The 23,995-nt window shown below is 58.8% G+C and carries 25 protein-coding genes and 1 tRNA gene; 7 read left to right on the forward strand and 19 right to left on the reverse strand.

What is annotated here, in order from left to right; all coding sequences use genetic code 11:
- Positions 1-236 precede the first annotated feature (236 nt).
- The 3 genes from JOE39_RS24005 to JOE39_RS24015 all read left to right on the forward strand — a co-directional run bounded on the left by JOE39_RS24005 (position 237) and on the right by JOE39_RS24015 (position 3,080).
- Positions 237-1,241: a response regulator gene (locus tag JOE39_RS24005; protein WP_057445746.1), complete on the forward strand. Its 1,005-nt coding sequence runs from the start codon at positions 237-239 to the stop codon at positions 1,239-1,241.
- Between the two features lie 3 nt (positions 1,242-1,244).
- On the forward strand, positions 1,245-1,727 hold the full coding sequence (locus tag JOE39_RS24010) for a PAS domain-containing protein (protein ID WP_003345989.1): 483 nt from the start codon (positions 1,245-1,247) through the stop codon (positions 1,725-1,727).
- 96 nt (positions 1,728-1,823) lie between these two features.
- On the forward strand, positions 1,824-3,080 hold the full coding sequence (locus tag JOE39_RS24015; protein ID WP_004402530.1) for a 3-phosphoshikimate 1-carboxyvinyltransferase: 1,257 nt from the start codon (positions 1,824-1,826) through the stop codon (positions 3,078-3,080).
- A 22-nt stretch (positions 3,081-3,102) separates the two neighbouring features.
- Here JOE39_RS24015 and JOE39_RS24020 read toward each other — a convergent pair whose 3' ends face one another.
- The 3 genes from JOE39_RS24020 to JOE39_RS24030 all read right to left on the reverse strand — a co-directional run bounded on the left by JOE39_RS24020 (position 3,103) and on the right by JOE39_RS24030 (position 4,701).
- On the reverse strand, positions 3,103-3,765 hold the full coding sequence (locus JOE39_RS24020) for a ChrR family anti-sigma-E factor (RefSeq protein ID WP_032658998.1): 663 nt from the start codon (positions 3,763-3,765) through the stop codon (positions 3,103-3,105).
- Positions 3,765-4,277: a sigma-70 family RNA polymerase sigma factor gene (locus JOE39_RS24025; RefSeq protein ID WP_024665472.1), complete on the reverse strand. Its 513-nt coding sequence runs from the start codon at positions 4,275-4,277 to the stop codon at positions 3,765-3,767. Before JOE39_RS24025 ends, JOE39_RS24020 begins: the two co-directional genes overlap by 1 nt.
- Before the next feature lie 235 nt (positions 4,278-4,512).
- Positions 4,513-4,701, reverse strand: a complete 189-nt coding sequence (locus JOE39_RS24030) for a hypothetical protein (protein ID WP_024663313.1) — start codon at positions 4,699-4,701, stop codon at positions 4,513-4,515.
- Here JOE39_RS24030 and JOE39_RS24035 point away from each other — a divergent pair.
- Entirely contained in the window at positions 4,700-5,275 is a 576-nt protein-coding gene (locus JOE39_RS24035; RefSeq protein WP_024663312.1) for a hypothetical protein, read from the forward strand. The genes JOE39_RS24030 and JOE39_RS24035 overlap by 2 nt on opposite strands.
- Before the next feature lie 186 nt (positions 5,276-5,461).
- Here JOE39_RS24035 and vapC read toward each other — a convergent pair whose 3' ends face one another.
- The 11 genes from vapC to JOE39_RS26490 all read right to left on the reverse strand — a co-directional run bounded on the left by vapC (position 5,462) and on the right by JOE39_RS26490 (position 14,553).
- Entirely contained in the window at positions 5,462-5,866 is a 405-nt protein-coding gene (vapC, locus tag JOE39_RS24040; RefSeq protein WP_003345997.1) for a tRNA(fMet)-specific endonuclease VapC, read from the reverse strand.
- Positions 5,866-6,096 carry a type II toxin-antitoxin system VapB family antitoxin gene (gene vapB / locus JOE39_RS24045; protein WP_003421652.1) on the reverse strand — a complete coding sequence of 77 codons (231 nt, stop codon included), beginning with the start codon at positions 6,094-6,096 and terminating at the stop codon, positions 5,866-5,868. Before vapB ends, vapC begins: the two co-directional genes overlap by 1 nt.
- Before the next feature lie 116 nt (positions 6,097-6,212).
- Entirely contained in the window at positions 6,213-7,094 is an 882-nt protein-coding gene (locus JOE39_RS24050) for an aldose 1-epimerase (RefSeq protein WP_046266959.1), read from the reverse strand.
- Positions 7,069-8,040 carry a DMT family transporter gene (locus JOE39_RS24055; RefSeq protein WP_004402547.1) on the reverse strand — a complete coding sequence of 324 codons (972 nt, stop codon included), beginning with the start codon at positions 8,038-8,040 and terminating at the stop codon, positions 7,069-7,071. The genes JOE39_RS24050 and JOE39_RS24055 overlap by 26 nt, the downstream gene beginning before the upstream one ends.
- A gap of 84 nt (positions 8,041-8,124) precedes the next feature.
- Positions 8,125-9,405: a TRAP transporter large permease gene (locus JOE39_RS24060; protein WP_003421655.1), complete on the reverse strand. Its 1,281-nt coding sequence runs from the start codon at positions 9,403-9,405 to the stop codon at positions 8,125-8,127.
- Positions 9,406-9,933, reverse strand: coding sequence for a TRAP transporter small permease (locus JOE39_RS24065; protein ID WP_004402549.1), 528 nt, complete (start codon positions 9,931-9,933; stop codon positions 9,406-9,408). It lies immediately after the preceding gene.
- A gap of 63 nt (positions 9,934-9,996) precedes the next feature.
- Entirely contained in the window at positions 9,997-11,022 is a 1,026-nt protein-coding gene (locus JOE39_RS24070) for a TRAP transporter substrate-binding protein (protein ID WP_210078198.1), read from the reverse strand.
- A 57-nt stretch (positions 11,023-11,079) separates the two neighbouring features.
- Positions 11,080-11,964, reverse strand: a complete 885-nt coding sequence (locus JOE39_RS24075) for an SMP-30/gluconolactonase/LRE family protein (RefSeq protein ID WP_024959451.1) — start codon at positions 11,962-11,964, stop codon at positions 11,080-11,082.
- A gap of 42 nt (positions 11,965-12,006) precedes the next feature.
- Positions 12,007-12,834: an NAD(P)-dependent oxidoreductase gene (locus JOE39_RS24080; protein WP_003346007.1), complete on the reverse strand. Its 828-nt coding sequence runs from the start codon at positions 12,832-12,834 to the stop codon at positions 12,007-12,009.
- Positions 12,835-13,013: 179 nt separating this feature from the next.
- Positions 13,014-14,282 (reverse strand): OprD family porin, encoded by a 1,269-nt coding sequence (locus JOE39_RS24085; RefSeq protein WP_004419176.1) that lies wholly within the window; start codon positions 14,280-14,282, stop codon positions 13,014-13,016.
- Between the two features lie 142 nt (positions 14,283-14,424).
- Positions 14,425-14,553 (reverse strand): hypothetical protein, encoded by a 129-nt coding sequence (locus tag JOE39_RS26490; protein ID WP_264691834.1) that lies wholly within the window; start codon positions 14,551-14,553, stop codon positions 14,425-14,427.
- A gap of 227 nt (positions 14,554-14,780) precedes the next feature.
- Between JOE39_RS26490 and JOE39_RS24090 the strand changes: the two genes are divergently transcribed.
- Positions 14,781-15,545: an SDR family oxidoreductase gene (locus JOE39_RS24090; RefSeq protein WP_210078196.1), complete on the forward strand. Its 765-nt coding sequence runs from the start codon at positions 14,781-14,783 to the stop codon at positions 15,543-15,545.
- Positions 15,546-15,608: 63 nt separating this feature from the next.
- Here JOE39_RS24090 and JOE39_RS24095 read toward each other — a convergent pair whose 3' ends face one another.
- Entirely contained in the window at positions 15,609-17,531 is a 1,923-nt protein-coding gene (locus JOE39_RS24095) for a methyl-accepting chemotaxis protein (protein WP_046719933.1), read from the reverse strand.
- A gap of 379 nt (positions 17,532-17,910) precedes the next feature.
- Between JOE39_RS24095 and JOE39_RS24100 the strand changes: the two genes are divergently transcribed.
- Complete coding sequence (locus tag JOE39_RS24100) at positions 17,911-19,791, forward strand: methyl-accepting chemotaxis protein (protein ID WP_065092959.1); 1,881 nt, start codon at positions 17,911-17,913, stop codon at positions 19,789-19,791.
- A gap of 165 nt (positions 19,792-19,956) precedes the next feature.
- Here the strand turns inward: JOE39_RS24100 and JOE39_RS24105 are convergent, their stop codons facing one another.
- Both JOE39_RS24105 and lldD read right to left on the reverse strand, forming a co-directional pair.
- Positions 19,957-20,220, reverse strand: coding sequence for a hypothetical protein (locus JOE39_RS24105; protein WP_024662822.1), 264 nt, complete (start codon positions 20,218-20,220; stop codon positions 19,957-19,959).
- A gap of 130 nt (positions 20,221-20,350) precedes the next feature.
- Positions 20,351-21,493 (reverse strand): FMN-dependent L-lactate dehydrogenase LldD, encoded by a 1,143-nt coding sequence (lldD, locus tag JOE39_RS24110; RefSeq protein WP_210078194.1) that lies wholly within the window; start codon positions 21,491-21,493, stop codon positions 20,351-20,353.
- Between the two features lie 130 nt (positions 21,494-21,623).
- Here lldD and JOE39_RS24115 point away from each other — a divergent pair, with 130 nt between their 5' ends.
- Positions 21,624-22,520: a LysR family transcriptional regulator gene (locus JOE39_RS24115; RefSeq protein ID WP_029571919.1), complete on the forward strand. Its 897-nt coding sequence runs from the start codon at positions 21,624-21,626 to the stop codon at positions 22,518-22,520.
- A 152-nt stretch (positions 22,521-22,672) separates the two neighbouring features.
- Here the strand turns inward: JOE39_RS24115 and JOE39_RS24120 are convergent.
- Positions 22,673-22,749, reverse strand: a tRNA-Met gene (locus tag JOE39_RS24120).
- Between the two features lie 117 nt (positions 22,750-22,866).
- Entirely contained in the window at positions 22,867-23,988 is a 1,122-nt protein-coding gene (locus tag JOE39_RS24125; RefSeq protein ID WP_096115395.1) for a J domain-containing protein, read from the reverse strand.
- Between the last annotated feature and the right edge of the window lie 7 nt (positions 23,989-23,995).

The raw sequence follows: 23,995 nt of genomic DNA on the forward strand, positions 1-23,995 counted from the left end.
TAAATCTATCACTTGATAATAGGCACGTTTCCGACGTCGCGACAGTGATTTACAGCAACGGATAGCGAATAAAACTACAGAAACTCCAAAAATCACCGACTTAGGCTATAGGTTTAGTTTGAATGTTACTGATCTCGCGTTATAGGCTCGATGCCAGTCGCTTCCGATGGTGCCACTAAACGTATACGTGCTGTCCGCCGTGGTCAGCCTGATTTTCCTGCAGTGAGAACCACACGATGTCCACGCTTGCGCTATTGATATGCGATGACTCGAACATGGCGCGAAAGCAGCTGTTGCGCGCGCTACCTGAAGACTGGGATGTGTCGGTCACGCTGGCCACCCAAGGGCAGGAAGGCCTGGAAGCGATTCGTAAAGGTCAGGGCCAGGTGGTCCTGCTCGACCTGACCATGCCGGTGATGGACGGTTACCAGACGCTGACGGCGATTCGTGCCGAAAACCTCGACGCCAAGGTGATTGTGGTGTCGGGCGACGTGCAGGACGAAGCCGTGCGTCGGGTCATGGAGCTGGGCGCGCTGGCGTTTCTGAAAAAACCTGCCGACCCGGACGAACTGAAAAGCACACTGGAGCGCCTTGGCCTGTTGGGCAAGCCTGCGGCGTCACCGGTTGCACTGCCGGCCCTTAACAACAAGGGCGGGGTGATCAGCTTTCAGGATGCCTTCCGCGAAACCGTCAACGTCGCCATGGGCCGTGCAGCAGCGTTGCTGGCCAAGGTACTGGGTGTGTTCGTTCATTTGCCGGTGCCCAACGTCAACATGCTTGAAGTTGGCGAGCTGCACATGGCGCTGGCCGATGCGCACAGCGATCAGCGCCTGACTGCGGTGTGTCAGGGCTACATCGGTGGCGGTATTGCAGGTGAGGCGTTGCTGATTTTCCACGACTCGGAAATCTCCGGAATCTCGCAGCTGATGGGCGGTGATCACTCCGACAGTTCCGACATGGAGATGCTGCTCGACCTGTCCACGATCCTGATCGGCGCCTGCCTGAGCGGCATTGCCGAACAGATCGACATTGCCTTTTCGCAGGGCCATCCACAGTTGCTGGGTGCGCAGGGCGGCATCGACGAGCTTATCCGCATCAATCAACAGCGCTGGAAAAAGACCCTGGCGGTCGAAATCAGTTACAGCGTGGAAGGCCACAATCTGCATTTCGATCTGCTGATGCTGTTCACCGAAGATTCGGTCGAGCTGCTTACCAAAAAACTCGCCTACATGATGAGCTGACCCATGAGCAACGCTATTGAAATCAACGAGCTTCATTGGTTGCTGGCCGTCACGCAAAACATTGACGTAGGCATCGTGGTGCTGGACCTGAACTACCGCGTGACGGTCTGGAATACCTTCATGGAAAACCGCTCCGGCGTGGTGCCCTACGTGGCAGTCGACAAGACCTTTTTCGAGATTTTTCCGGAGGTCAACGCGAAGTGGTTCAGCAAGAAAATCGACAATGTCGTGACCCTCGGCACGCCGGCGTTCACCATCTGGGAGCAGCGGCCGTATCTGGTGCGTTTCAAGAATTATCAGCCGATTACCGGGCAGGAGGAGTTCATGTATCAGAACACCACACTGTTCCCGCTGCGTTCGACCACCGGGGCGATCAGCCATGTGTGTCTGGTGATCTATGACGTCACCGACGTGGCGGCCAACCGCAATCAGTTGCTGGCGGCCAATGACAAGCTGCAGCAACTGTCGGGCTCAGCGAAAAGCTGACCCGCGCCCGGGCTTGGCGATGAATGAAACCGGCACTGCGGGCTTGATCCCGCTCGTGCTAGGATCGCGATTTTTCCGCTGACGCTCAGGGACATCATGCGACCTCAAGCCACCCTCACTGTTTTGCCTGTCGAGCGCCCGCTGGTCGGGCGTGTCAGCCCGCCGGGCTCCAAGTCGATCACCAACCGCGCATTGTTGCTGGCCGGACTGGCCAAAGGCACCAGCCGCCTGACCGGCGCGCTGAAGAGTGACGACACGCGCGTGATGTCCGAAGCCTTGCGTCTGATGGGCGTGCAGGTCGACGAGCCGGATGACAGCACCTTCGTGGTCACCAGCAGCGGGCACTGGCAGGCGCCGCAGCAGGCGCTGTTCCTCGGCAATGCCGGGACTGCGACACGCTTTCTGACCGCGGCACTGGCCAACTTCGAAGGCGACTTCGTGGTCGATGGCGACGAATACATGCGCAAGCGCCCGATCGGGCCGCTGGTCGATGCCTTGCAGCGTATGGGCGTGGAGGTCAGCGCACCCAGCGGTTGCCCGCCGGTGGCGATCAAGGGCAAGGGCGGTCTTGAGGCCGGTCGTATCGAAATCGACGGCAACCTGTCCAGCCAGTACGTGTCGGCACTGCTGATGGCCGGCGCCTGTGGCAAGGGGCCTGTGGAAGTTGCATTGACAGGCAGCGAGATCGGCGCGCGTGGCTACCTCGACCTCACGCTGGCGGCCATGCAGGCGTTCGGTGCCGAGGTTCAGGCCATCGGCGACGCCGCCTGGAAAGTCTCGGCTAGCGGTTATCGCGCTACGGATTTCCACATCGAGCCGGATGCCTCGGCGGCCACTTACCTGTGGGCTGCGCAGGCCCTGACCGAGGGCGCTATCGATCTGGGCGTGGCCAGCGACGCGTTCACTCAGCCCGATGCGCTGGCCAGCCAGATCATCGCCAGCTTCCCGAACATGCCGGCCGTGATCGACGGTTCGCAGATGCAGGACGCGATTCCGACGCTGGCCGTACTGGCCGCCTTCAATCGTCAACCGGTGCGCTTTGTCGGCATCGCCAACCTGCGGGTCAAGGAGTGTGACCGCATCTCGGCACTGTCCCACGGCCTGTGCGCCATCGCACCCGGCCTGGCGGTCGAAGAGGGTGACGATCTGATCGTCAACGCCAACCCGGCGCTGGCAGGCACTACGGTCGATGCCTTGATCGACACCCACTCCGACCATCGTATCGCCATGTGCTTTGCGCTGGCGGGCCTGAAGATCGCCGGCATCCGCATTCTCGACCCTGATTGCGTCGGCAAGACCTACCCAGGCTACTGGGATGCGCTGGCCTCATTGGGCGTCACCGTTCAGCGCTGACCGCAGGCGCAGCGGCCGTTTTTCAAATCCCGAAAAACGGCTGCATCATCCGCGCAAGCAGTCCCTGAAAACGCAGCTTCGATTCAGTGGCCAGTACGCAAATGCATTCCCGGTCAGGGTAGGCGATGGGCTGGTGATGGATATGGCTGTCCAGGTCGGCCACATCGTTGAGTCCGAACTCTCCCTGTACGTCGTAATACGCACCCTTGAGGACCATGGTCATCTCGCCGCTTTCGTGGCTGTGGACCGGCATGCTCACGCCGGGGGCGATCTTCAGCAGCATCAGGTTGCCCTGTTCGATGCCTTCGGCGCGTACTCGTTGTACGCCGGGGATCAGGGTCTTCCACTTCAACGTACTCAGGTGTCGACCAAAATGCGCCTGCATGCAGACCGGCATCAGGTCCGGGTCCTGATTGGCCGCCGGCATCGAGTGCAGGGCAGGCACGAGCCCCGCTTGCTGCTCTTCAAGCCGCGCCAGCATGGCCGATCTGCCCTTGAGCGGCACCACACTGCTGGTGTGCTGCTGCATCAACACACCGCCAATCGCCTCTGCCTGCCTGAGCCGCGCCCGGCACTCGGCGCAGCGCTCCAGATGCGCGGCAGTGACTAACGAGATGACCTGCGACAGCGCCCCTGCGGCATAACTGACCAGCGTGGCGTCGTCCGGATGATGTAGTGGACCCATCATGATTCCTCTATCCGCGAGCGCAATTTTTGAAACGCCAGGCGCAGGCAGGACTTCACCGTGCCGAGCGGCATACCCAGGCGTTCGGAAATCTCCCGGTGGCTGAGCGCTTCGAAATACGACATTCGCAACACTCGGGCCTGATCGGCGGGCAGGTTCTGGATGGCGATGTTGAGTTGATGCTCCTGGCGCTGGCTGTAATCGAGTGTTCGATCTACCGGGGCCTCCAGACGCTCGAGTTGTTCCAGTGAGTTCTGCACCTGCACCCAGCCACGGTCCTTGCGCACACTGTCGATGTACAGGTTGCGTGCGATGCGAAACAACCATGTCCCCAGGCTGGCCTTGGCCGGGTCGAACGAATCGGCCTTGTGCCACAGTTTGAGCAGCACCTCCTGCACCAACTCTTCGGCCTGACCTTCTGGCACATTCAGCCCGGTGAGGTAGCGCAACAGGCGCGGAGCGAAGTGATCGTAAATGCGCATGAAGCTGTCGCGGTCCCTCTGGCGGGCCACGGCGGTGACTTCATCGATCCAAAGTCGGGTGATTGTCGATTCGCTGTGAGAGGGGGACAAGTGACAGAAGGTCCTGAGACTGGCAGTTATGCGCATGATCCACCTTCTGATCACCATTGTGTGGGTTTGGTTCGCTATGCAGAGGTGTTACGTAACGGGGTGGGGGGTGGATCATAGGATGTGACGAGCGGCGCATCCGTTCAGGTGCAAGAATCCTTGGACTTGGAAGGTGTGTTTAGCGAGTTGCTCGGTCATCCAGACGAAGACCATCAGTGCGCTGAAATTCTCGCAGGTTGTGGGTGGCAACGATCAGCCCAGGAGAACGGGCCTTACGACCATTAGCTGTCATTTCTGACAGTAGAGTGAAAAATGCTTTTTGCTTAATCTGACTTTTGGAGACCATCAACGTCAGGGAGACAATCATGGATACTCATGTCACGCACGCTTCGTTCTCGCAGGTCCGACTCGCCAGCCTGTTGTTATTGGTCATCGTTTGCACGGGGCTTTTTTTCGCGCCAGAGCGATCACAGGCTGAGGTTGCAAACCTGGCGACTTGTCCGGTAGGAACTCACACCGCAACTTGGTCGCCAGGAGTGACCAATACCGCCAAGACTACCGACGTGGTGACGACAAGCAATTGGGGACCGTGTGTTTTACCTTCATTTCCCCTGGTAGTCAGCGCTTCGTCCATACAAAGTTTTCAGGCCCCTTTATCCTGTCAGTCTTTACTGCTGCAAACGTCCAATGTGGTATGGATCATCACCTGGAGCGATGGGGTGACCAGCACTTACACGTTCAATACGAGTTTCAATACTGTGAACGGTCTGATTACAGCCGTTCTGGGTGTCGGGACAATTACAGATGGCCGTTTCAAGGACGCCACTGCGTTGAGTACATTTGAGCTTGTTAATTTTCAGGCCGCGTTGAATAACAGCTGCGGCACTACGACCGGTGTCACCGGTGTCAGCGGCCTTTCAACGCTGGTCATTACCCCGTAATGACAGACGCCAGGCTCGCACGCATAAGGCCTGCTACAAACTCTTGTCTTGCAGGCCGACCCCCAACCTCATCTACCCCCCATGCCTTAAAAAGGCTCAATCCCGGATGCCTCGACAGGTGATGGGCGTTCACCGGGTGGCTGACGGGCTCAAAACATAAGAGGCGTTGCAGCTATCGTGTTGAGGTCATTGGCTTACCCAATCTTCTACCCTCAGCCCCTCGACGCGTCGGAATTCACGCTGATTATTAGTGATCACCACCAGGCCTAGAGAGCGGGCGTGTCCTGCAATCATTTGATCGTACGGGCCGATCGGTGTGCCCGATCTAGCCAGTTCGGCTCTGATCATGCCGGTATGAGCCGCAGCGTCGCTATCGTAAGGGAGCACTTCAAGACGCGCTGTGAAACCCTCTACAACGGCAAGGTTTCTTTCGGGGCTCAAAGACTTTTCTGCGCCGTAGACAAGCTCCATCAACGTGATCGCGCTGATACATAGCTGTCCGTGATGGAGGTTGAAGGCTTCACGCACCGAAGTTGGCTTGTTCTTTATAGTGAAAATGCAAATATTGGTGTCAAGCATGTACTTGAGCATCAGAGCGATTCGCGCTGCTGTTCGGCTGGTTGTCCACGCTCTGCCATGAAATCATCACTGACACTTTCACCATCGAACCAGCTGTTCCACATTTCACCGGCAGGGGAAATAATGCGGGTTCTGCCCACGGCTACGACATCGACACGTTTCACGTCGTCTGGCAAGGCCACCGCTTTTGGCAGTCGGACAGCCTGGCTTCGATTGCTTTTGAAGACTGTGGATTGTTCCATGCGTGATTCATCCTTGGCTGATGTATCGGATGAATAAGAATATGTTTTTTTGGGGATATGTCAACGGGATATCCCGGCCCGTTCTGTAACTTGAAATGAGGCACCAGTACACTTATTCATGACCCCCGCTTCAGGTCTTTGTAACGAAGACTGAACTCCAGCGTCACTGATTCCCCCTCCCGCAACAGCTTCAACCCCGGCCGTCCTGGCAAATGATGGGCGTTGACCGGGTGGCTGACCGGCTCGAAGCAAAAGAAATCCAGCCCCGGCGGGCAAAACACTAGAAAGTATTCGCTGCCGGCGGCCTGGCAGTGCAATTCGTAGCCCAGATCCGGCTGGCTGATGATGCTCTGGCCATCCCAGCCGGTGAAACCGTTGTCCAGACGTGTCTCGGGCAGCGTGTTGCCGTGCCGGAAGTCCCACTCGGCGGGCAGGTCCTGCAAGGCGCTGGGCAAACCGGCTTCGTCGCACAGCCAGACCTGCGCAGCCTTGGCCTGCAAGCGAGTGTGGGCCGTGCGCGGCAAGTACGGGTGCAGGCCCAGCCCGTGCCAGACGGCGCGGCTGTCCTGATGGGTGGTGGTCAGTTCAATGCTCAGCGTGCCCTCGCGCAGGGTGTAGCGCAGGTGCGCGCGGTAGGCGAATGGCGTCTGGCTGTCGAGTTGCAGGCAGACCTGCTCTGCGCTCTGTTCGATGACGGTCCATGTTTGCTGCCAGGCGCTGCCATGGATCGGCAGCGGGTCGTTGGCGCTGTTTGGCTCCAGGGCCAGCCAGCCGTCTGGTGTCTCGAAACCGCCGTTGCCGATCCGGTTCGACCACGGCGCCAGCGGATAGCAGGCCAGCCGACGGGGCGTCCCGGCCGCCAGAGCCTGTTCGTCACTCGGGCGCAGCAGCGGTTGCCCGCTGGCCAGGACGGTCCAGTTGACGATACTGCCGCCGATGTCGGGGGCCAGTGTCAGACGGGTCAGGCCATCTTCAAGGGTCAGTACGTTCGTGGACATGCTTCAAAGCCTTTCTGGATGATTGAGAGTCAGGCGACTGGGCGCGACGCCAGGTCAGCAGCACGATACCGCTGACGACGATCAGCCCGCCGACCACCTGACCGCTGCTGAGCAATTGATCGAGAATCAGCCAGCCAAACAGCAGGCTCGCTACCGGTTCGATGTTCATCACTGGCGCGTTGCGGGCGATGTCCAGCCGTGCCATGCAGATGAACAGCAGCGAGAAACCCAGCCCGTACAAAACCACCAGGCTGGCCAGTGCGGTCCAGCCGACAGAACTCGTCGGCAGACCCACGCCGCCGGGCAGCACGCCGCTGCTGCCGGCGATGGCCGCGACGACGAACACCACGGCCATGGTCAGCATGCTGCGTACGCTGCCGCGCATGCCCGCCAGTTTGTTATCGGTAATCCACAGCGCAAAGGCGAACACCACCGCAGCGGTAGACGCGTAGGCGATACCCTCCAGCCATTGCGGCTCGCTGCTGCCGGGGTTCGACAGGCGCTGTGGCACGTCCAGCGCCAGCGTCAGGCCAAACAGAATCAGGCCCATCAGGCCTGCGGCACGCCGCGTCGGCCGGGCACCGCCCAGCGCCCAGGTCAGTAACGCCAGCAGGATCGGCGAGACATTGACCACCAGCAAGGCCAGAGCCACCGGAATACGCGCCACCGCCGAGTAGATGCAAAAGCTCTGAGTGGCGATCAGCAGCCCCAGAAGCAGCTGCCAGCGCCAGGTGCTGGCGGGCAGACTGAGCCTTTCACGCTGCCAGAGCACCAGACTGGTCAGCACCAGCAAGGTCACACCGGAGCGACAGAGAATAGCCAGCAGCAGGCCGGTGTCATGATCGAAGGCAATGCGTGCCGCGATGTGGTTGCCGGCAAACGAACAGGCCAGCAGCGCGAGGATCAGCACGGCGATGTGGCGCGGAAACAGGGTAGGGGCGGACATACGCAAACCAGCCTCCTTGGCTGGATAACAGAGGTGCATGCCGGAGCGCTTTCAAGCGCTCCGGCAGCCTTGCAACGGGAGACGTCAGAGCACGACGCTCGGCAGCCACAACGAGATGGCAGGAATGTAGGTCACCAGCATCAGCACCAAGAACAGCGCGACATAGAACGGCACCAGTGCTTTTACCGTGGCTTCGATGGTGACTTTACCCACTGCGGCACCGACAAACAGCACCGCGCCCACTGGCGGGGTAATCAGCCCGATCCCCAGATTGACCAGCATGATCATGCCAAAGTGCACTGGATCGATACCGACGCCAACGATGACCGGCAACAGAATCGGGGTCAGGATCAGAATCAGCGGCGCCATGTCCATGACCGTGCCGAGCAGCAGCAACATCACGTTGATGCACATCAGGATCACGTAGCGGTTGTCCGACAGGGTCAGGAACGCGGTGGTGATCTTCATCGGGATTTCCATCAGCGTCAGGATGTAACCGAAGCTGGCGGCAAAACCGATCAGGATCATCACGATGGAAATGGTGCGTGCCGCCCGGTGCATCAGTTTGGGCAGATCGCGCCATTTGTAATCGCGGTAGATGAACATGGTGACGAAGAACGCCCAGAGCACGGCAATGGCTGCCGACTCGGTGGCCGTGAAAATCCCCGACAGAATGCCGCCGAGAATAATGACCATGGCCATCATGCCCCAAAGCGCTTCACCGGCAATTTTCAGTGCCTGGCGCAGTGGGATAACTTCACCCTTGGGGTAATTGCGCTTGCGCGCGAAGATCATGCACAGGCCCATCATCACAGCGCTGAGCAGCAGGCCCGGGAGGATCCCGGCCATGAACAGCGACGCGATCGACACCGTGCCGCCTGCCGCCAGCGAATAGAGCACCGAGTTGTGACTGGGTGGCGTCAGCAGCGCCTGCACCGAGCCGCTGACGGTCACCGCCGTCGAGAAGTCCCGCGGGTAGCCGTTGCGTTCCATTTCCGGGATCAGCACCGAGCCCACCGAGGCCGTGTCGGCCACCGAGGAACCCGAAATCGCGCCGAAGAAGGTCGAAGCCACGATATTGACCAGCGACAGGCCGCCACGCACGAAGCCCACTAGCACCGCGGCAAAGGCGACCAGGCGTCGCGACATGCCGCCTTCGGCCATGATCGCTCCGGCCAGCACGAAGAACGGAATCGCCAACAGCGAGAATTTGTTCACGCCACCCGCAATCTGGATCATCAGTGCATCGGCCGGGATGTCGATCCACCAGGCACCGATCAGGGCTGAAAGGCCCAGCGCGTAGGCCACCGGCATGCCGATCAGGATCAACGCGATAAAGCTGCCCAACAGTATAAAAGCGTCCATTTATGCGGCACCTTCGCTTTCTTCAATGACGTCGAAACGCATGACCGCGCGATGGCTCTGGTCACCCAGCAACAACCTTTCCAGGACGAAGACCAGGGTTACGAGGCCGCCGAGGGGAATCGGCAGATAAGAGATACCGACACGCAGAAACGGCAGTTCGCCGACGAATTGATTCCAGGTGGTGGCGCACAGCTTGAAGCCCTTGAAGATCATGAACAGGGCGACGATCGCCATCAGAATCTGCACCACCACGCCGGCAACTCTGCGCACCTGTTGCGGCATGCGGTCCACGGCCATCGACACGGCCATGTGCGCACCGGCCCGGTAACTGGCGGCGGCGCCGAAGAAGGTAAACACCACCATCAGCAGGATGGCGGTGGGTTCCGGCCAGCTGGAGCCGCTGCCGAGTATGTAGCGGGCAAAGATGCCCCAGGGGATGATCAGGGTCATGATCAACACCGACAGACCGGCAATGCCGATGCAGACCCGGTAAAGCGTATCGTTGATGCGCAATAGCGTATTTTTCATAAGGCTCACCACTGCTGCGGCGAACGAGCTGGTGCTCGTTCCCGCTGCTTGATCGGGACAGGCTTATTGGGCCGCTTGGGGGGGGCTCGCCGCCAGTGCAGGATTGGTCTGGACCGCTTCGATGCGGCTGATCAGATCCTTGTAAGGCGCGCGGAATTTGTCGCGTACCGGCTGGGTCGCGTCGTAGAAGGCTTTCTTCTGCTCAGGCGTCAGCGTGATGAATTCGACACCAGCAGCCTTGAGCTTGGTCTCGGCTTCGGCCGACGACTTGTCCCACAGCACGCGTTCTTCCATCTGCGCTTCACGCGCCAGCTTTTTCACCAGCGCCTGCTGCTCGGGATTGAGCTTTTGCCACGTGGTTTTCGACATCACGATGGGCTCGGGCAGAATCAGGTGTTCGGTCATGGTGAAGAACTTGGCGTTCTGGTAGTGGTTGTGCTGGAAATACGTCGGCGGGTTGTTTTCCGCACCGTCAATGACGCCGGTCTGCAGGGCGCTGAAGATCTCGCCGGTGGCCATGGCGATGCCGTTGCCGCCCATGTCGTTAATGGTTTCGATGAACACCGGGTTGCCCTGAACGCGGATTTTCATGCCTTTGAGGTCGGAAATCTGGCGTACCGGCTTCTTGGTGTACAGGTTGCGGGTGCCGCCATCCATCCAGGCCAGGGCGACCATGTTGAATTCGGAGTTGGTGATCTTGTCGAGGATTTCCTGACCGATCTCGCCATCGATGATGGTGCGCATGTGCGCCTGATCACGGAACACGAACGGCAGGTTGAAGACGTTGACGTCCGGCACTACAGGGCCAACGATGCCGAGGCTGACGCGGGTCATCTGCACGGCGCCGCTCTGCACCTGCTCAACGACTTCCTTCTCGGAGCCAAGCACACCGCCCGCGTACATCTTGAAACTGATCTCGCCTTTGGATTGATCTTCGAGTTTCTTGCCCATTTTCTGTTCTGCCACGACCGGCGCATAGCCAGCGGGATGAACCTCGGCGAATTTGATTTTGATGTCAGCGTGGGCCATGCCTGACACACAGAAGGCCAGCGGAAGTGCTGCGATGAGAAGCTTGCGTTTGAAATCCATGGATATCTCCGATTTTGTTATTTTTGGTCGAGCTACGGGATTTTCGGTAGGGCGCTGTCAGCCTTGAAATGTGGGTTCCTCCAGGCCCTGGACGCCAGGTCGCAGTGCGAACACGCCACCGGCCAGTGGCTGATCGCCAATATCGCCACCCGGGCGAATGGACGTCACGAACAGGGTGTCCAGGTTAGGGCCGCCAAAGGCGCACATGGCTGGCTTTTTCACCGGCACGACCAGAGAGTGGTCGAGTTTGCCGGCGGGGGTGAAGCGATGAACCAGGCCTTCGTCGTTGCCACAGATCCAGTAGCAGCCATCGGTGTCGATCGCCGCGCCGTCGGGACGACCCAGGTATTGGTTCATGTCGACGAACAGGCGGCGATTGCGCGGCGTGCCGCTGTCAGTGTCGTAATCGAACGCCCAGATCTGCTGCACGCTGGGGTGCGAGTCGGACAGGTACATGGTCTTGCCGTCGGGGCTGAACGCCAGGCCGTTGGGGACGATGAAATCCTTGAGCTGCGCGTCCAGCGTGGTCTGGCTGGCGCTGTAGCGATATAACGCCCCCACCCTCGCACCGGCGGCCATGTCCATGAACATGGTGCCTGCCCAGAAACGACCCTGTCGGTCGCAGCGGCCATCGTTGAAGCGCATGCCAGCCTGCGCGTGTTCGACGCTGGCCAGAAGCGTGCTGATCAGGCTGCCGTCTTCGCAGGGCTGCAAATGAAAGATTCCGTTCTCCATCCCCGCCACCCAGCCGCCCCGGCTATCGGCGGCGATACAGGCAAGCATTTGCGGCGCTTTCCAACTGCGTGTGCTGTTCTGCTTGAAATCCCAGCGATGCAACTCGCCCTTGGGAATATCCACCCAGTACAACGCTTGGTCACGCACGCTCCAGACCGGGCTTTCGCCGGTGGCGTTCTGTGCATCGACAATCAGTTCGGCATCCATGACGGTTCGTGTCTCCAGAGTGCTGCGAGAGGAAAGCGCTGCTTATTGGTCGCCGAACGGTCCTGACGCCACAAAGGCTCCGCCCTGGTACAGCATTGCCGGGTCATCGGCTGCCGGCAGCGGCTGGGCTTCGACCTTCTCGCGAAAAACTTCCGAGCTGTCTTTCGGGGTGTAGTCCAGTTTGCTGGCCAGGCGGTTGTCCCACCAGACGGTCTTGTTGTCCGAGACGCCGTAGACCACGGTATGGCCCACGTCTGGCGTGTACAGCGAGCGCTCGATCAACTGGGTCAGGTCAGCAAAGCTCAGCCAGGTGCTCATCATTCGGCGGTTTTGCGGTTCGGCAAACGACGAGCCAATGCGGATGCTCACGGTTTCGATGCCGTAGCGATCGAAGTAGAAGCTGGCCATGTCTTCGCCGTAGGACTTGGACAGACCGTAGTAGCTGTCCGGGCGGCGAGGGGAGTGCGCGTCGATGGTCTCGGTCTGCTTATAGAAACCGATCACGTGGTTGGAGCTGGCGAAGATCACGCGTTTCACGCCGTGCCGGCGGGCGGCTTCGTAGATGTGGAACACGCCGCAGATATTGGCGCCGAGGATCTCCTCGAACGGTCGCTCGACCGATACACCGCCGAAATGCACGATCGCGTCGACGCCTTCTACCAACTGGTGTACGGCATCCTTGTCGGCCAGGTCGCAGACCTGAACTTCTTCACGGTCGTCGACAGCGGGCGCCATTTCGGCAATGTCGGAAAGCCGCAGCACGTTGGTGTAAGGGCGCAGTGTTTCGCGCAATACCTTGCCCAGGCCACCTGCCGCGCCGGTCAGCAGGAGGCGATTGAAGGGAGTTTGAGTGGTATGAGCCGATGCCATGAGAGAAGTCCCGATTGTTATTTTTGTCATCTGTTGTCGTATGACTTGCCGGATTATCGGCACCGCATACGCTGATTGTCAACGCGGCCAAGGTCTAAAAACGGGCTGGGCACGCACTTGGCCGGATACATTTGTAACAAGGCAAAACCTGCCGCTGCCGACAGGCTCTGCCACCGGTTTCAGAGCAACGAAATAGGGTAGCTGACGAACACACGGTTCTCGTCGAATTCGTTGGTGCTGAAATCACGACGCAGGCTGGAGTTGCGCCATTTGACGTTCAGATTCTTCAATGCACCGCTTTGTACGGTATAGGCCAGTTCAGACTCCCGCCCCCACTCCTTGCCGTCAGTGATGTTGCCGGTGTGTACATTGTCGCCGCTGATGTAGCGGTTCATCAGGGTCAGACCGGGTACGCCCAGCGTCGCGAAGTTGTAGTCATGACGCAGCTGCCAGGATTTCTCTTTGGCGTTGTCGTAGCTGGAGTTGTAACTGTCGTTGGCCAGCGTACCGCCACTGGTGCCGTTGACGCGCATCCACGCCGTGTCGCCCGTCAGCTTCTGCAGACCGACATAGAAGGTGCTGCCGCCGTAGCGGGCAGAGAGCAGCGCGTAGGCCGTCTTGTTATCCAGATCGCCGGCCAGTTTGTTGCCGTCTTCCTTGCCGATGAAGTAACCCAGGTTCGCGCCCAGCGTCCAATCGCCGAGCGGCTGGCTGTGCAGCAGGTTGAAGAATTGCTGTTGGTAGATGTCCTGCAGTTCCGAGTACCAGACGCCTACCTGAGTGCGCTTGTCGTTGAAGACGTACTCGCCGCCGCCGAAGTTGAAGCGGTCCGAGGTGAATGCGCCTCGCCCGTTCAGCGACATGTCTTCCATGCTCGCATCGTTGCGCGGGCTGTTGCCGCGAAATTGCCCGCCGTACAGCGTCAGGCCATCGATCTCCTTGGAGGTGACCTGGCCGCCGCGGAACGTCTGCGGCAACGAACGACCGTCATCGGAGCGCAGGATCGGCAGCACCGGCATCCACTCGCCGACCTTCAGTTCGGTCTTGGAAATCCGCGCCTTGCCCGCCACGCCCAGACGCCCGAAATCATCGGCTGGACGACCGTCGCTGTGGATCGGCAGCAACTGAGTGCCACCCGTACCCTTGCCGCCATCGAGCTTGAGCGAATACAGGCCCAGCACGTCAACCCCGAAACCCACCACACCCTGGGTGAAGCCCGACTTGGCGTCGAGAATGAAGCTTTGCGTCCATTCCTCGGCCTTGTTCTGTGGGGCCGCACTGTTCGGGAAAGCCGGGTTGGTGAAGTTGCGGTTGAAGTAGGCATTACGCAGGTTGAGCGTGGCCTTGGTGTCGTCGACGAAACCCTCGGCCATGCCGAGCATCGGGAAAATCAGCGTCATGCCGCCGACGCCCAGCAGGATGCGTGAGCGGGTAGTGTGAGATGTCATTATTGTTGTGCTCCCTTGTTTAGTGAAACCGTCCCCTTTCCTGGCCGCGCGCGAGCGGCGGCCGACACCTTCGAGGATTACGTGATGCCTGTCGCCAGGCATGGCCTCGACCTGCAGGCGGCCGAGTACCGTTCGCTGTGTTTCAGCGAATGTTGTGAATCGAGAAGGGTGTCTGGCAGTGCGAGTTTTCAGTAAACGAGGTGTCACTGATCAAGGCTTCGTTGATTGAGCCTTTGCTGATCGGGCGGGCAGGCGCGGCGTGAATGTTCATGATGGACTGGCCTCGGTGTTGTTTTTATTTTTTGGCGTTATAGGTTGTCGTACAACTTCGGGGATTATTTGCAGACCGTCGCCGCGTTGTCAACGCACCCATGGTCGAGGTTTAACGATTCACCGGCCATTTACAGCGCTCTTGAAAGCAAAATTAAATGCGAGTGAACGCTGCGGGCGGGTGTGCAGTCCACCCGATAATCCCGTTCATTTTTTGGAGACTGCCGAATGAATCGTTTCACCCAGAAAGTCATCGTCGTCACAGGTGCCGGTTCCGGAATCGGCGAGGCGACCTCCAAACGTTTTGCCGAGGAAGGCGCAAGTGTCGTGCTGGTCGGCCGCAATCACGACAAGTTGGCCAAAGTAGCCGCGCAACTGAAGGGCGAAGGGCACTTGATCAGAGCCACGGATGTGGCCGACCCGAGCGACGTGGAAGCGCTGTTCAAGGAAGTGGCGACCCGCTTCGGGCGCCTGGATGTGCTGGTCAACAATGCCGGCATCGTCAAGTCCGGCAAAGTGACCGAGCTGGGCATAGAGGACTGGAAAGAGCTGATGTCCGTGGACCTGGACGGCGTGTTCTATTGCACCCGCACCGCCATGCCGGCACTGATCGCCAGCAAAGGCAACATCATCAACGTCTCGTCGGTGTCCGGTCTGGGCGGCGACTGGGGCATGAGCTTCTATAACGCGGCCAAGGGCGCGATCACCAACTTCACCCGTTCGCTGGCCATGGACCATGGCGCTGACGGCGTACGCGTGAATGCCGTCTGCCCCTCGCTGACCCGCAGCGAGCTGACCGAAGATATGCTGGGTGACAAAGCATTGATGGCCAAATTCATGGAGCGCATCCCACTGGGTCGCCCGGGCGAAGCCGAAGACGTCGGCGACGTGATCGCCTTCCTGGCCAGCGACGACGCGCGCTTCGTGACCGGCGTCAACCTGCCGGTAGACGGTGGCCTGTCGGCGTCCAACGGCCAGCCGCCACAGGCGTGACTGTCAGGAGTGCAGAAACAATCAAGCCCGGTAAAGACCGGGCTTGATGTCAACGCAGGGTGGTCAGATCCGGAAGTGGCTGACCATCGTCTGCAACTGCCCGCCCAGGCGCGCCAGCTCGACGCTGGACGCAGCGGTTTCTTCGCTGGCCGAAGCGGTCTGCTCGGACACATCGCGCACGTTGACGATGCTGCGGCTGATTTCCTCAGCGACCGCGCTTTGCTCTTCAGCGGCGGCGGCAATCTGCTGGTTCATCGCCTGAATGCTCGACACCGTTTGCGTGATGCTGCCCAGTGACGTGCCAGCCTTACGGCTAAGGGTTACGCTGCTGACGGTCAGTTCGCGGCTGTTGAGCATGATGCTGGACACCTGACGCGTACCGCTCTGCAACGCAGCGACCAGTGTTTCGATCTCCACGGTGGATTGCTGCGTACGTTGTGCCAGGCCGCGAACTTCGTCGGCAACCACCGCAAAACCACGTCCGGCTTCACCCGCACGGGCCGCTTCGATGGCGGCGTTGAGCGCCAGCAGGTTGGTCTGTTCGGCCACCGCCTTGATGACGTCCATGACCTTGCCGATCTTGTCGCTTTCCTGCTCTAGCTGAGTCATGGCATCGGCGGAGCGACCCACTTCGTTGGCCAGACGCTCGATCTGGGCGATCGCTTCACCCACCACCTTGTCACCGTCACGCGCTTCGCGGTCGGCGTTGGAAGCGGCCTGCGAGGCCTGTTCGGCGTTGCGCGCCACTTCTGCAACCGTCGCCGACATCTCGTGCATGGCGGTGGCGACCTGATCGGTTTCGACTTTCTGGCTATTGACGCCAGCGCTGGTCTGTTCGGTAACCGCCGATAGTTCTTCGGCGGCACTGGCGATCTGTACGACGCTGTCGCGAATACCGCCAATCAGCTCGCGCAGGGTGCTGCCCATGCGCTGGATGCCTTGCTGCAGAACGCCGAGCTCATCGCGACGTGTCACGGCCAGGGTCTGGGTCAGGTCACCGGAGGCAATGCGGTCGACCACCGCCAGGGTTTCCTGCAGGGGACGGGTAATCTGCCGGGTGATGATCACTGCGGCAATGATGCCCAGAATCATAGCCAGCAATGTGCAGACGATCTGCGTGGTACGCGCCTGTGCGCTTTCCTGATCGCGGCGATCCAGTTGCAGCTTGTACATGTCCTCGCTGATCTTGACGATATCCTGCCCTTGCGTGGTCATTTCTTTGCGCGCCTGGACAATCGTGCCCGTTGCCGCCTTGAAGTTTTGCAAGGTCGTCCGATAGGCCATCAACGAGGTTTCCAACTGCCTGAGCTGATCGGCCTGAGTGCCGCTGAAGGTCGTCTTGAGCGCGTCCAGATCCTTGATGGCCGAATCCAGTTTCGAAACAGCTGCCTGCTCGGTCTCGGGCGTGGCATTGGTGGTGTAGCCGCGCACTTCATAGCGCGCGACTCTCAAGTCATCTTTGGCATCGGTGACGAGTCGGTACTGCTCGAATCGGTTGGCGTCAGCCGGGTCCATGTTTCTGACTTCAGTCACGAGCTGCTCGAACACCGCGAGGCTTTTGCTCGCGTGGGTGGTCAGTTCATCGCGTGCAGCGGTGCTGGCCTTATAGCCACTGCGCATGTTGTTGAGGGACTTCTGGTAGTCAGCGATCACGATGCCCAACTGATCGAGCATTTTCAGGTTTTCGGGACTTTTGAACGAGGCCCGCAGTTTTTCCTGATACGCCTTGAAGCTGTCCAGCGAGGTCTGCACGGTTTCGGCAACCTTCTCGTCGCCGTCGGCCACCATGTACTGCAGGCGCGTTACGCGCAGTTTGGTCAACTGTGCATTGAGTGAAGTGATGTCACTCATCCAGTTGCTGCGATTGATCAGCCCGCCCATGCTGGTCCAGCCAGTCAGTGCAAGAATGGCTGTGAAAACAAGTACCAGACCGAAGCCAAGAGCCAGTTTCATATTCACGCTGATGTTTGCAAACCAGCTACTCATTAAATTCTCCAACAACTGCCATTAAAACGGTTTTATCCCTGAAAGGCACGGCATACAGGTCAGGGTGAGGTGAGGTACACAGACACTATCGGCAGGGAATGGCCAAGCTGAAATAAAAAATAAAGAAAGTTCCTACACGCTCCGAATATTTTTCCCCGGGCATATCATTTGCACCGGCACAGCGTTATAAAGCAACGCGTAAGTCATTGAATTAGAAACGCCGCATTCCAGGAGGAGCGGCACACTGTCGGCTGTGTTTGCGAGATTAAAACCCTATCCGTTGCAGGCTCATTGTGGGTGCAGGGCATGACATTTTTTGTGTCGTAACTTGCTTTGACATTCGAGCCTGCTTCCAGCAGTCCTGTTGAGATGCCTTGTCATGAATTTGAAGTTTCGTCATAAGATTCTGCTGGCCGCGGCCGGTGTAGTGGTGCTGGCGTTCGCCTTGTTCACCTTTTACAACGATTACCTGCAACGCAAGACCATCAACCAGAACCTCGAGTCTTCCGTGGGCCAAGCGGGTCAACTGACTGCCAGCAGCGTCCAGAACTGGCTCAGCGGGCGCATTCTGGTGCTGGAAAATCTCACCCAGAACGTAGCTTTTCAGGGCGTCAATTCCGACCTCGGCGGGCTGGTATCGCAGTCTGCGCTGGTATCGACCTTTCAGTTCACCTATGTCGGTGACAGCAAAGGCGCGTTCACCCAACGGCCCAATGTGGACATGCCTGCGGGTTACGACCCTCGCCAGCGGCCGTGGTACAAGTCCACCGTCGACGCAGGCAAGACCATTCTCAGCGCGCCGTATCTGGCTTCCGTGGGTGGCCTGGTGGTAACGATCGCCAGCCCGGTCAAGGCGGAAGGTCAAGTCACGGGTGTCGTCGGCGGCGACCTGAGCCTCGACACGCTGGTCAAGATCATCAACTCGGTCGAGTTCGGTGGCCTGGGTTACGCCTTTCTGGTCAGTGGCGACGGACAGATCATCGTCAGTCCGGACAAGGAACAGGTAATGAAAAACCTCAAGGACGTCTACCCTGGCCAGACCATTAGCCTGGACGCGCGCCTGCGTGAGGTGACCCTTAATGGTCAGCAAAGGCTGCTGTCATTCACCCCCATCACCGGGCTGCCCTCGGCTGACTGGTACATTGGTCTGTCGATCGACAAGGAAAAGGCCTATGCGCCGTTAAGCCAGTTTCGCAGCTCGGCGATGGTTGCCGTGCTGATTGCAGTCGCCGTGATTGCGTTGCTGTTGAGCCTGCTCATTCGTGCGCTGATGCGCCCGCTGACCGACATGGGCCGTGCGATGCAGGACATCGCCCAAGGCGAGGGTGATTTGACTCGGCGCCTGAGTATTCAGGGCAAGGACGAGTTCGCCGCACTGGGCGGTTCGTTCAATCAGTTCGTGGAGCGCGTGCACGCGTCCATCGTCGAAGTGTCCTCCGCGACGCTTCAGGTGCATGACCTGTCGCAACGGGTGGTCAACTCCTCCAACTCGTCCATCGTCGGTTTCGATGAGCAGAGTGCCCGAACCAACAACGTCGCTGCAGCGATCAACGAGCTGGGTGCTGCAACCCAGGAGATTGCCCGCAACGCATCGGACGCCTCGATCCAGGCCAGTGAGGCCCGCAACCAGGCAGAAGACGGTCAGGTAGTGGTCGAGAAAACGATCCACGCCATGAGCGCGCTGTCGGCCAAGATCAGTGATTCCTGCACGCAGATCGAGCAACTCAACGCCAGCACCGAAAACATCGGCCATATTCTGGATGTCATCAAAGGCATCTCGCAACAGACCAACCTGCTGGCCCTTAACGCCGCCATCGAAGCCGCCCGCGCGGGTGAGGCCGGACGCGGTTTTGCGGTAGTTGCCGACGAGGTACGCAACCTCGCGCATCGTACCCAGACCTCTGCCGACGAGATTCACAAGATGATTGGCGGTCTGCAGACCGGTTCTCAGCATGCAGTGCTCAACATGAATGAAAGCCAGACGTCGAGTCAGGAAAGTGTCGAAGTTGCCAATCAGGCGGGCAGTCGGCTGCGCGAGGTAACACGGCGCATAGGCGATATTGATGGCATGAATCAATCGGTCGCCGCTGCGACAGAAGAGCAGACTGCTGTTGTGGAAACACTCAATATCGATATCAATCAGATCAACACGCTTAATCAACAAGGCGTGGCCAACCTTAATGAAACGCTCAAGGATTGTGCTGCGCTTTCGCAACAGGCCGGGCGTTTGAAACAACTGGTCGACAGTTTCAAGATCTGACCGTATATCCAGTAACAGAGGTCGGGCCACTGACACTTGGTAGTTGGCCCGGTCTTCAAAAGCGAAAGAGTAACAGCACCAGTGCGTGGATGTTTCAGCAGCCCTGCTGGACCGTCCAGCGCAATCCGCCCATGAAAAAAGCCTGCTCGGTGGCAGGCTTTTTGGTCAGAGATCCTTTTTAACCTCTTTATCGATGTGCTTGTCGGCCTTGTGACGCTCTTTGTCGTCATGCTTCGCACCTTTGTCGACTTCGTCGGCGTCGTGCTTCACGCCCTTGTCCACTTCCTTGGCGTCATGATCGACACCTTTATCCAGCTCACGGTTATCGTGCCGGACACCCTTTTCCAGTTCACTCTCTGCAAAGGCGACTGGCGCTACAGCACCTGTCAGGAAGAGGGCGGCAGTCATTGAGAGTACAAGTTTACGCATGCTTTGCTCCGTCATGAGAAATGCTGGCTCGTCTTGAACCATCATTTTCGAGCATAGACCAGACATTCAAAGTGAAAAATGCAGTTCGTCGAAAGGCCGACTCGAGTCACGATCCAGTCCAGCAGCGCTGTCAAACAGCTGATTTAACCAGAATACTTTCGTCGATCTGCTCAATCGACGTCACCCCGGTCAGCGTCATCGCCACATGCATTTCCCTGGCAAAAATATCCAGCATATTCTCGACGCCACGCTGCCCATCTGCGCCCAGCGCATAGGCCATCGAGCGTCCGAGCAGCACGCCCTTGGCGCCGAGGGCGAGCATGCGCACCACATCAAGACCCGAGCGAATGCCGGAGTCGGCCAGCACCGTCAGGTCACTGCCGACCGCCTGAACAATAGGCGGCAAAGCCTTGGCGGTGGACAGTGCGCCATCCAGCTGGCGTCCGCCGTGGTTGGATACCACAACGCCGTCCGCGCCAAAACTCAGCGCATCCCTGGCATCCTGCGGATCGAGAATGCCCTTGATGATCATCGGGCCTTGCCAGAACTCACGAATCCACTCCAGATCCTTCCAGCTGATGGACGGGTCGAAGTTGTTCGCCAGCCAGCCCACATAATCTTCCAGCGTGGTGGCCTTGCCCAGGTATCTGGAGATATTGCCCAGATCATGAGGGCGACCGAGCAGGCCGACATTCAGCGCCCAGTCCGGCTTGGTCATGGCTTGCAGAATGCGTCGAGGCGCGGCATAAGGCCCGGACATGCCCGAGTGCGCATCGCGATAACGCGCACCGGGCGTTGGCATGTCGACGGTAAAGACCAGCGTCGTGACGCCCGCCGCCCTGGCACGCTCCAGAGCGTTTTTCATAAAACCACGGTCTTTGAGCACGTAGAGCTGAAACCAGATCGCCTGCTTGCTCTGCGACGCTACCTCTTCAATCGAACACACCGACACCGTCGACAGGCAGAATGGAATCCGCTTGTTCGCCGCGGCCTTGGCTGCCTGCACTTCACCCCGGCGCGCATACATTCCGCTCAGTCCCACGGGGCTGAGGACAATCGGCATGGCCAGGGTTTCGCCAAACAGCCTGGTTTCAAGACTCACGTTATCGACATTTTTCAGGACGCGCTGGCGCAGGCTGATATCGGCCAGGTCCGAACCATTGGCACGCAGCGTGTGCTCTGCATACGCACCGCCGTCAATGTAATCAAACAGAAAACGCGGGAGTTTGCGTTTGGCCGCTGCACGGTAATCGGATGCCGAAGAAATAATCATGACGTTTTCCTGAGCGAATAAATCTACGAACCAAGGCCGCCAGGGGGGAGCGGCAGGTTCAGATTACGGAAAAACCGACTATGATAAAAACAACTAATACAACTTGAATTCAGTCGGAAATCGAATACTTGTGAACCTTCGAACATTACGCACTTTTGTCGAAGTGGTACGTCAGGGTAGCTTCTCCCAGGCCGCTGACGTGGTATCGCTCACCCAGTCCACCGTCAGCAAGGCCGTCAAGACCCTTGAAGACGAATTGGGCACGCCGCTGTTGAGCCGCATTGGCCACCGCAGCGAACTGACCGCCGCCGGCGAAATCGTCTACCGCCGCGCCTTGACCCTGTTGGCCGAGCGCAGCGATCTGCTGACCGAGCTCAACGACCTGCGTGGTTTGAAGGGCGGCGTGTTGCGCATCGGTCTGCCACCCGTGGGCAGTGGTGCGCTTTTCGCCGCCATGTTCACTCAATACCGCGCCCGCTATCCGGATATCGATATTCAGCTCACCGAACACGGCGCGAGCAAACTGCATGAGTGCCTGGCTTCGGGAGAAGTAGAGCTGGCAGCACTGCTGAAGATGAACTCGTTCAGTGAAGAGTTTGATTACCAGGATGTGCGTATCGAGCCCGTGGTGGTGGTCATGGCAGCGAACCATCCATTGGCCAAGCGCAAACGAGTCGTCATTGAAGACCTGGCCGAAACGCCGTTTATCCTCTTCGAGGCGGGGTTTGCACTGAATACCATGATTAAACTGGCCTGCGACCGCAAGGGCGTTACGCCCAAAGTGACTGCACGCAGTGGTCAGGTCGACTTTATTGTAGATCTGGTCTCGGCAGGGTTGGGTGTCGCATTCTTGCCGAGAATGCTGGCGCAGAAGCACTATCACGACGGGATTCGATTGGTTGCGCTGAACGAGCCGGATACGGATTGGCATATGGTGTTGGCATGGCGCAAGAACGCGCACTTGTCACCTGCGGCCGAGGCCTGGTTGACCCTCGCCAGGGAAACCCGTCTCCCGACGACGTCCTGAATTTGCGCGGATCATCCAGGAGGCGTGATTGAAGCATGCGCAGGGGGGCATAAGAGTGGTGACAAAACAGGAAGGCCAGAAACAAGAAAGCCCGCACGAGGCGGGCTTCTTGTTGATTCACAGTTATCAGAAGAAAACTGTGAATCGGTACTTGGTGGCTACACAGGGACTTGAACCCCGGACCCCAGCATTATGAATGCTATGCTCTAACCAACTGAGCTATGTAGCCAAGTGGCGCGCATTATTCTCGGAGAACGCATATGTGTCAAGCGTTGTTGTGAAAAATAATTGCGTGCGATCAACCGGTTAGGTCGAAGCCCGGGTTGGAGTCAGGTTTTTCGGGGTTTCAGCGCAACAGGGTCTCCAGCATTTCCAGGTCATCGAATTCTTCTACTCTCTCCAGCATCTCGGCCATCTCCCGTTGATCCCTGAGCCAGGCTTTAAGGCTTTTCGGGTCGGTCAGTAACTGCAGTTCGTCCTGTTCCTCGTCGAGATGCTCCCGTATGGCGTTGACCTGCCTGGCACATTTTGTGTTGGCAGTCTTGGGTTTGAGGTCCTCGTACGGGTCCATCAGGAATTGTTCCCGGATCAGCATCTTGCGATCATGGATCTCGTCTTCCAGCTCTCTGAGCTGTTCGCTCAGGATCCGGTTGAAATGCTTGAGGCGCTTGTCGGAGATGCTGTCGATGTGGCTCTGATCGATTTGCTCGATCTCCATTTGCATCTGTAGCAGCGCCAGCAGGTTGTCATTTTCATAGGCCTCGTTGACCCGTTGCATGAGCGCCGTTTTTCGCTCGCGCTCATCGGCATCCTGTTCACGGTCCGGGTGCAGCGCGCTGGCCAGCTTGCGGTAAATTTCGCGCAGTGACTGGCTGCCTTCAGCCTCTTCCTGCTCACGACGCAGTTCGCTGGCCGTCGGCTTTTTCGGCTTCTGTGCGCCTTGCGCCTGCTCGGCCTGTTCTCTCAGCTTCTCTTCAACATGCCGGGTCACGTCTTCGAGGGAGTCCAGGTCGACATCGTCGTCCAGTTCCACGCCCAGATCTTCTTCCAGCGATGATTTGAACCGCTGTCTTTGCAGGCGCTCCTCCTCGTCGTAGTCGTTGCCGGTGTATTTGAAGTAGAGATGCTTGAGTTCTTCATCATGTTCGCCGCCAATGAGCGACGTGGTCAGGTCGCAGATAATCTCGAGCAGCGTGGCTCTGTCTTTTGTGGCCAGGCGAAACTGATCGAAAGCTACGTCAAGCAAGCGCAGCTTGTTCATCTCGTTCGCGGCCTGCTCACTGAGCATCGGAACCAGTTCTTCGATCCACAGCTTTTCGCAGGTGGCTGAAATCGAGAGCCACTGCTGCAAAAGCGTGCGCCTGGCTTCGAGCTTTTCCATCAGCGTGTTGAATTTCTTCTGACCGGCGCTCAATTGCGGCCTGGACGGTTGCGCGACGATACGTGGCGAGGCGGGTGGGGTGGTCATGAAGACC

Origin of the sequence: Pseudomonas sp. PvP100 (genome assembly GCF_017833055.1) — a bacterium.
Classification (GTDB): Bacteria; Pseudomonadota; Gammaproteobacteria; order Pseudomonadales; family Pseudomonadaceae; genus Aquipseudomonas; species Aquipseudomonas syringae.

What these genes read in the sequence shown, in the direction of transcription:
- JOE39_RS24005 (WP_057445746.1), top strand. Translation starts at nt 237, where the DNA reads ATGTCCACGCTTGCGCTATTGATATGCGATGACTCGAACATGGCGCGA.
- JOE39_RS24010 (WP_003345989.1), top strand. Translation starts at nt 1,245, where the DNA reads ATGAGCAACGCTATTGAAATCAACGAGCTTCATTGGTTGCTGGCCGTC.
- JOE39_RS24015 (WP_004402530.1), top strand. Translation starts at nt 1,824, where the DNA reads ATGCGACCTCAAGCCACCCTCACTGTTTTGCCTGTCGAGCGCCCGCTG.
- JOE39_RS24020 (WP_032658998.1), bottom strand. Translation starts at nt 3,765, where the DNA reads ATGGGTCCACTACATCATCCGGACGACGCCACGCTGGTCAGTTATGCC.
- JOE39_RS24035 (WP_024663312.1), top strand. Translation starts at nt 4,700, where the DNA reads ATGGATACTCATGTCACGCACGCTTCGTTCTCGCAGGTCCGACTCGCC.
- JOE39_RS24030 (WP_024663313.1), bottom strand. Translation starts at nt 4,701, where the DNA reads ATGATTGTCTCCCTGACGTTGATGGTCTCCAAAAGTCAGATTAAGCAA.
- vapC (WP_003345997.1), bottom strand. Translation starts at nt 5,866, where the DNA reads ATGCTCAAGTACATGCTTGACACCAATATTTGCATTTTCACTATAAAG.
- vapB (WP_003421652.1), bottom strand. Translation starts at nt 6,096, where the DNA reads ATGGAACAATCCACAGTCTTCAAAAGCAATCGAAGCCAGGCTGTCCGA.
- JOE39_RS24050 (WP_046266959.1), bottom strand. Translation starts at nt 7,094, where the DNA reads ATGTCCACGAACGTACTGACCCTTGAAGATGGCCTGACCCGTCTGACA.
- JOE39_RS24055 (WP_004402547.1), bottom strand. Translation starts at nt 8,040, where the DNA reads ATGTCCGCCCCTACCCTGTTTCCGCGCCACATCGCCGTGCTGATCCTC.
- JOE39_RS24060 (WP_003421655.1), bottom strand. Translation starts at nt 9,405, where the DNA reads ATGGACGCTTTTATACTGTTGGGCAGCTTTATCGCGTTGATCCTGATC.
- JOE39_RS24065 (WP_004402549.1), bottom strand. Translation starts at nt 9,933, where the DNA reads ATGAAAAATACGCTATTGCGCATCAACGATACGCTTTACCGGGTCTGC.
- JOE39_RS24070 (WP_210078198.1), bottom strand. Translation starts at nt 11,022, where the DNA reads ATGGATTTCAAACGCAAGCTTCTCATCGCAGCACTTCCGCTGGCCTTC.
- JOE39_RS24075 (WP_024959451.1), bottom strand. Translation starts at nt 11,964, where the DNA reads ATGGATGCCGAACTGATTGTCGATGCACAGAACGCCACCGGCGAAAGC.
- JOE39_RS24080 (WP_003346007.1), bottom strand. Translation starts at nt 12,834, where the DNA reads ATGGCATCGGCTCATACCACTCAAACTCCCTTCAATCGCCTCCTGCTG.
- JOE39_RS24085 (WP_004419176.1), bottom strand. Translation starts at nt 14,282, where the DNA reads ATGACATCTCACACTACCCGCTCACGCATCCTGCTGGGCGTCGGCGGC.
- JOE39_RS26490 (WP_264691834.1), bottom strand. Translation starts at nt 14,553, where the DNA reads ATGAACATTCACGCCGCGCCTGCCCGCCCGATCAGCAAAGGCTCAATC.
- JOE39_RS24090 (WP_210078196.1), top strand. Translation starts at nt 14,781, where the DNA reads ATGAATCGTTTCACCCAGAAAGTCATCGTCGTCACAGGTGCCGGTTCC.
- JOE39_RS24095 (WP_046719933.1), bottom strand. Translation starts at nt 17,531, where the DNA reads ATGAGTAGCTGGTTTGCAAACATCAGCGTGAATATGAAACTGGCTCTT.
- JOE39_RS24100 (WP_065092959.1), top strand. Translation starts at nt 17,911, where the DNA reads ATGAATTTGAAGTTTCGTCATAAGATTCTGCTGGCCGCGGCCGGTGTA.
- JOE39_RS24105 (WP_024662822.1), bottom strand. Translation starts at nt 20,220, where the DNA reads ATGCGTAAACTTGTACTCTCAATGACTGCCGCCCTCTTCCTGACAGGT.
- lldD (WP_210078194.1), bottom strand. Translation starts at nt 21,493, where the DNA reads ATGATTATTTCTTCGGCATCCGATTACCGTGCAGCGGCCAAACGCAAA.
- JOE39_RS24125 (WP_096115395.1), bottom strand. Translation starts at nt 23,988, where the DNA reads ATGACCACCCCACCCGCCTCGCCACGTATCGTCGCGCAACCGTCCAGG.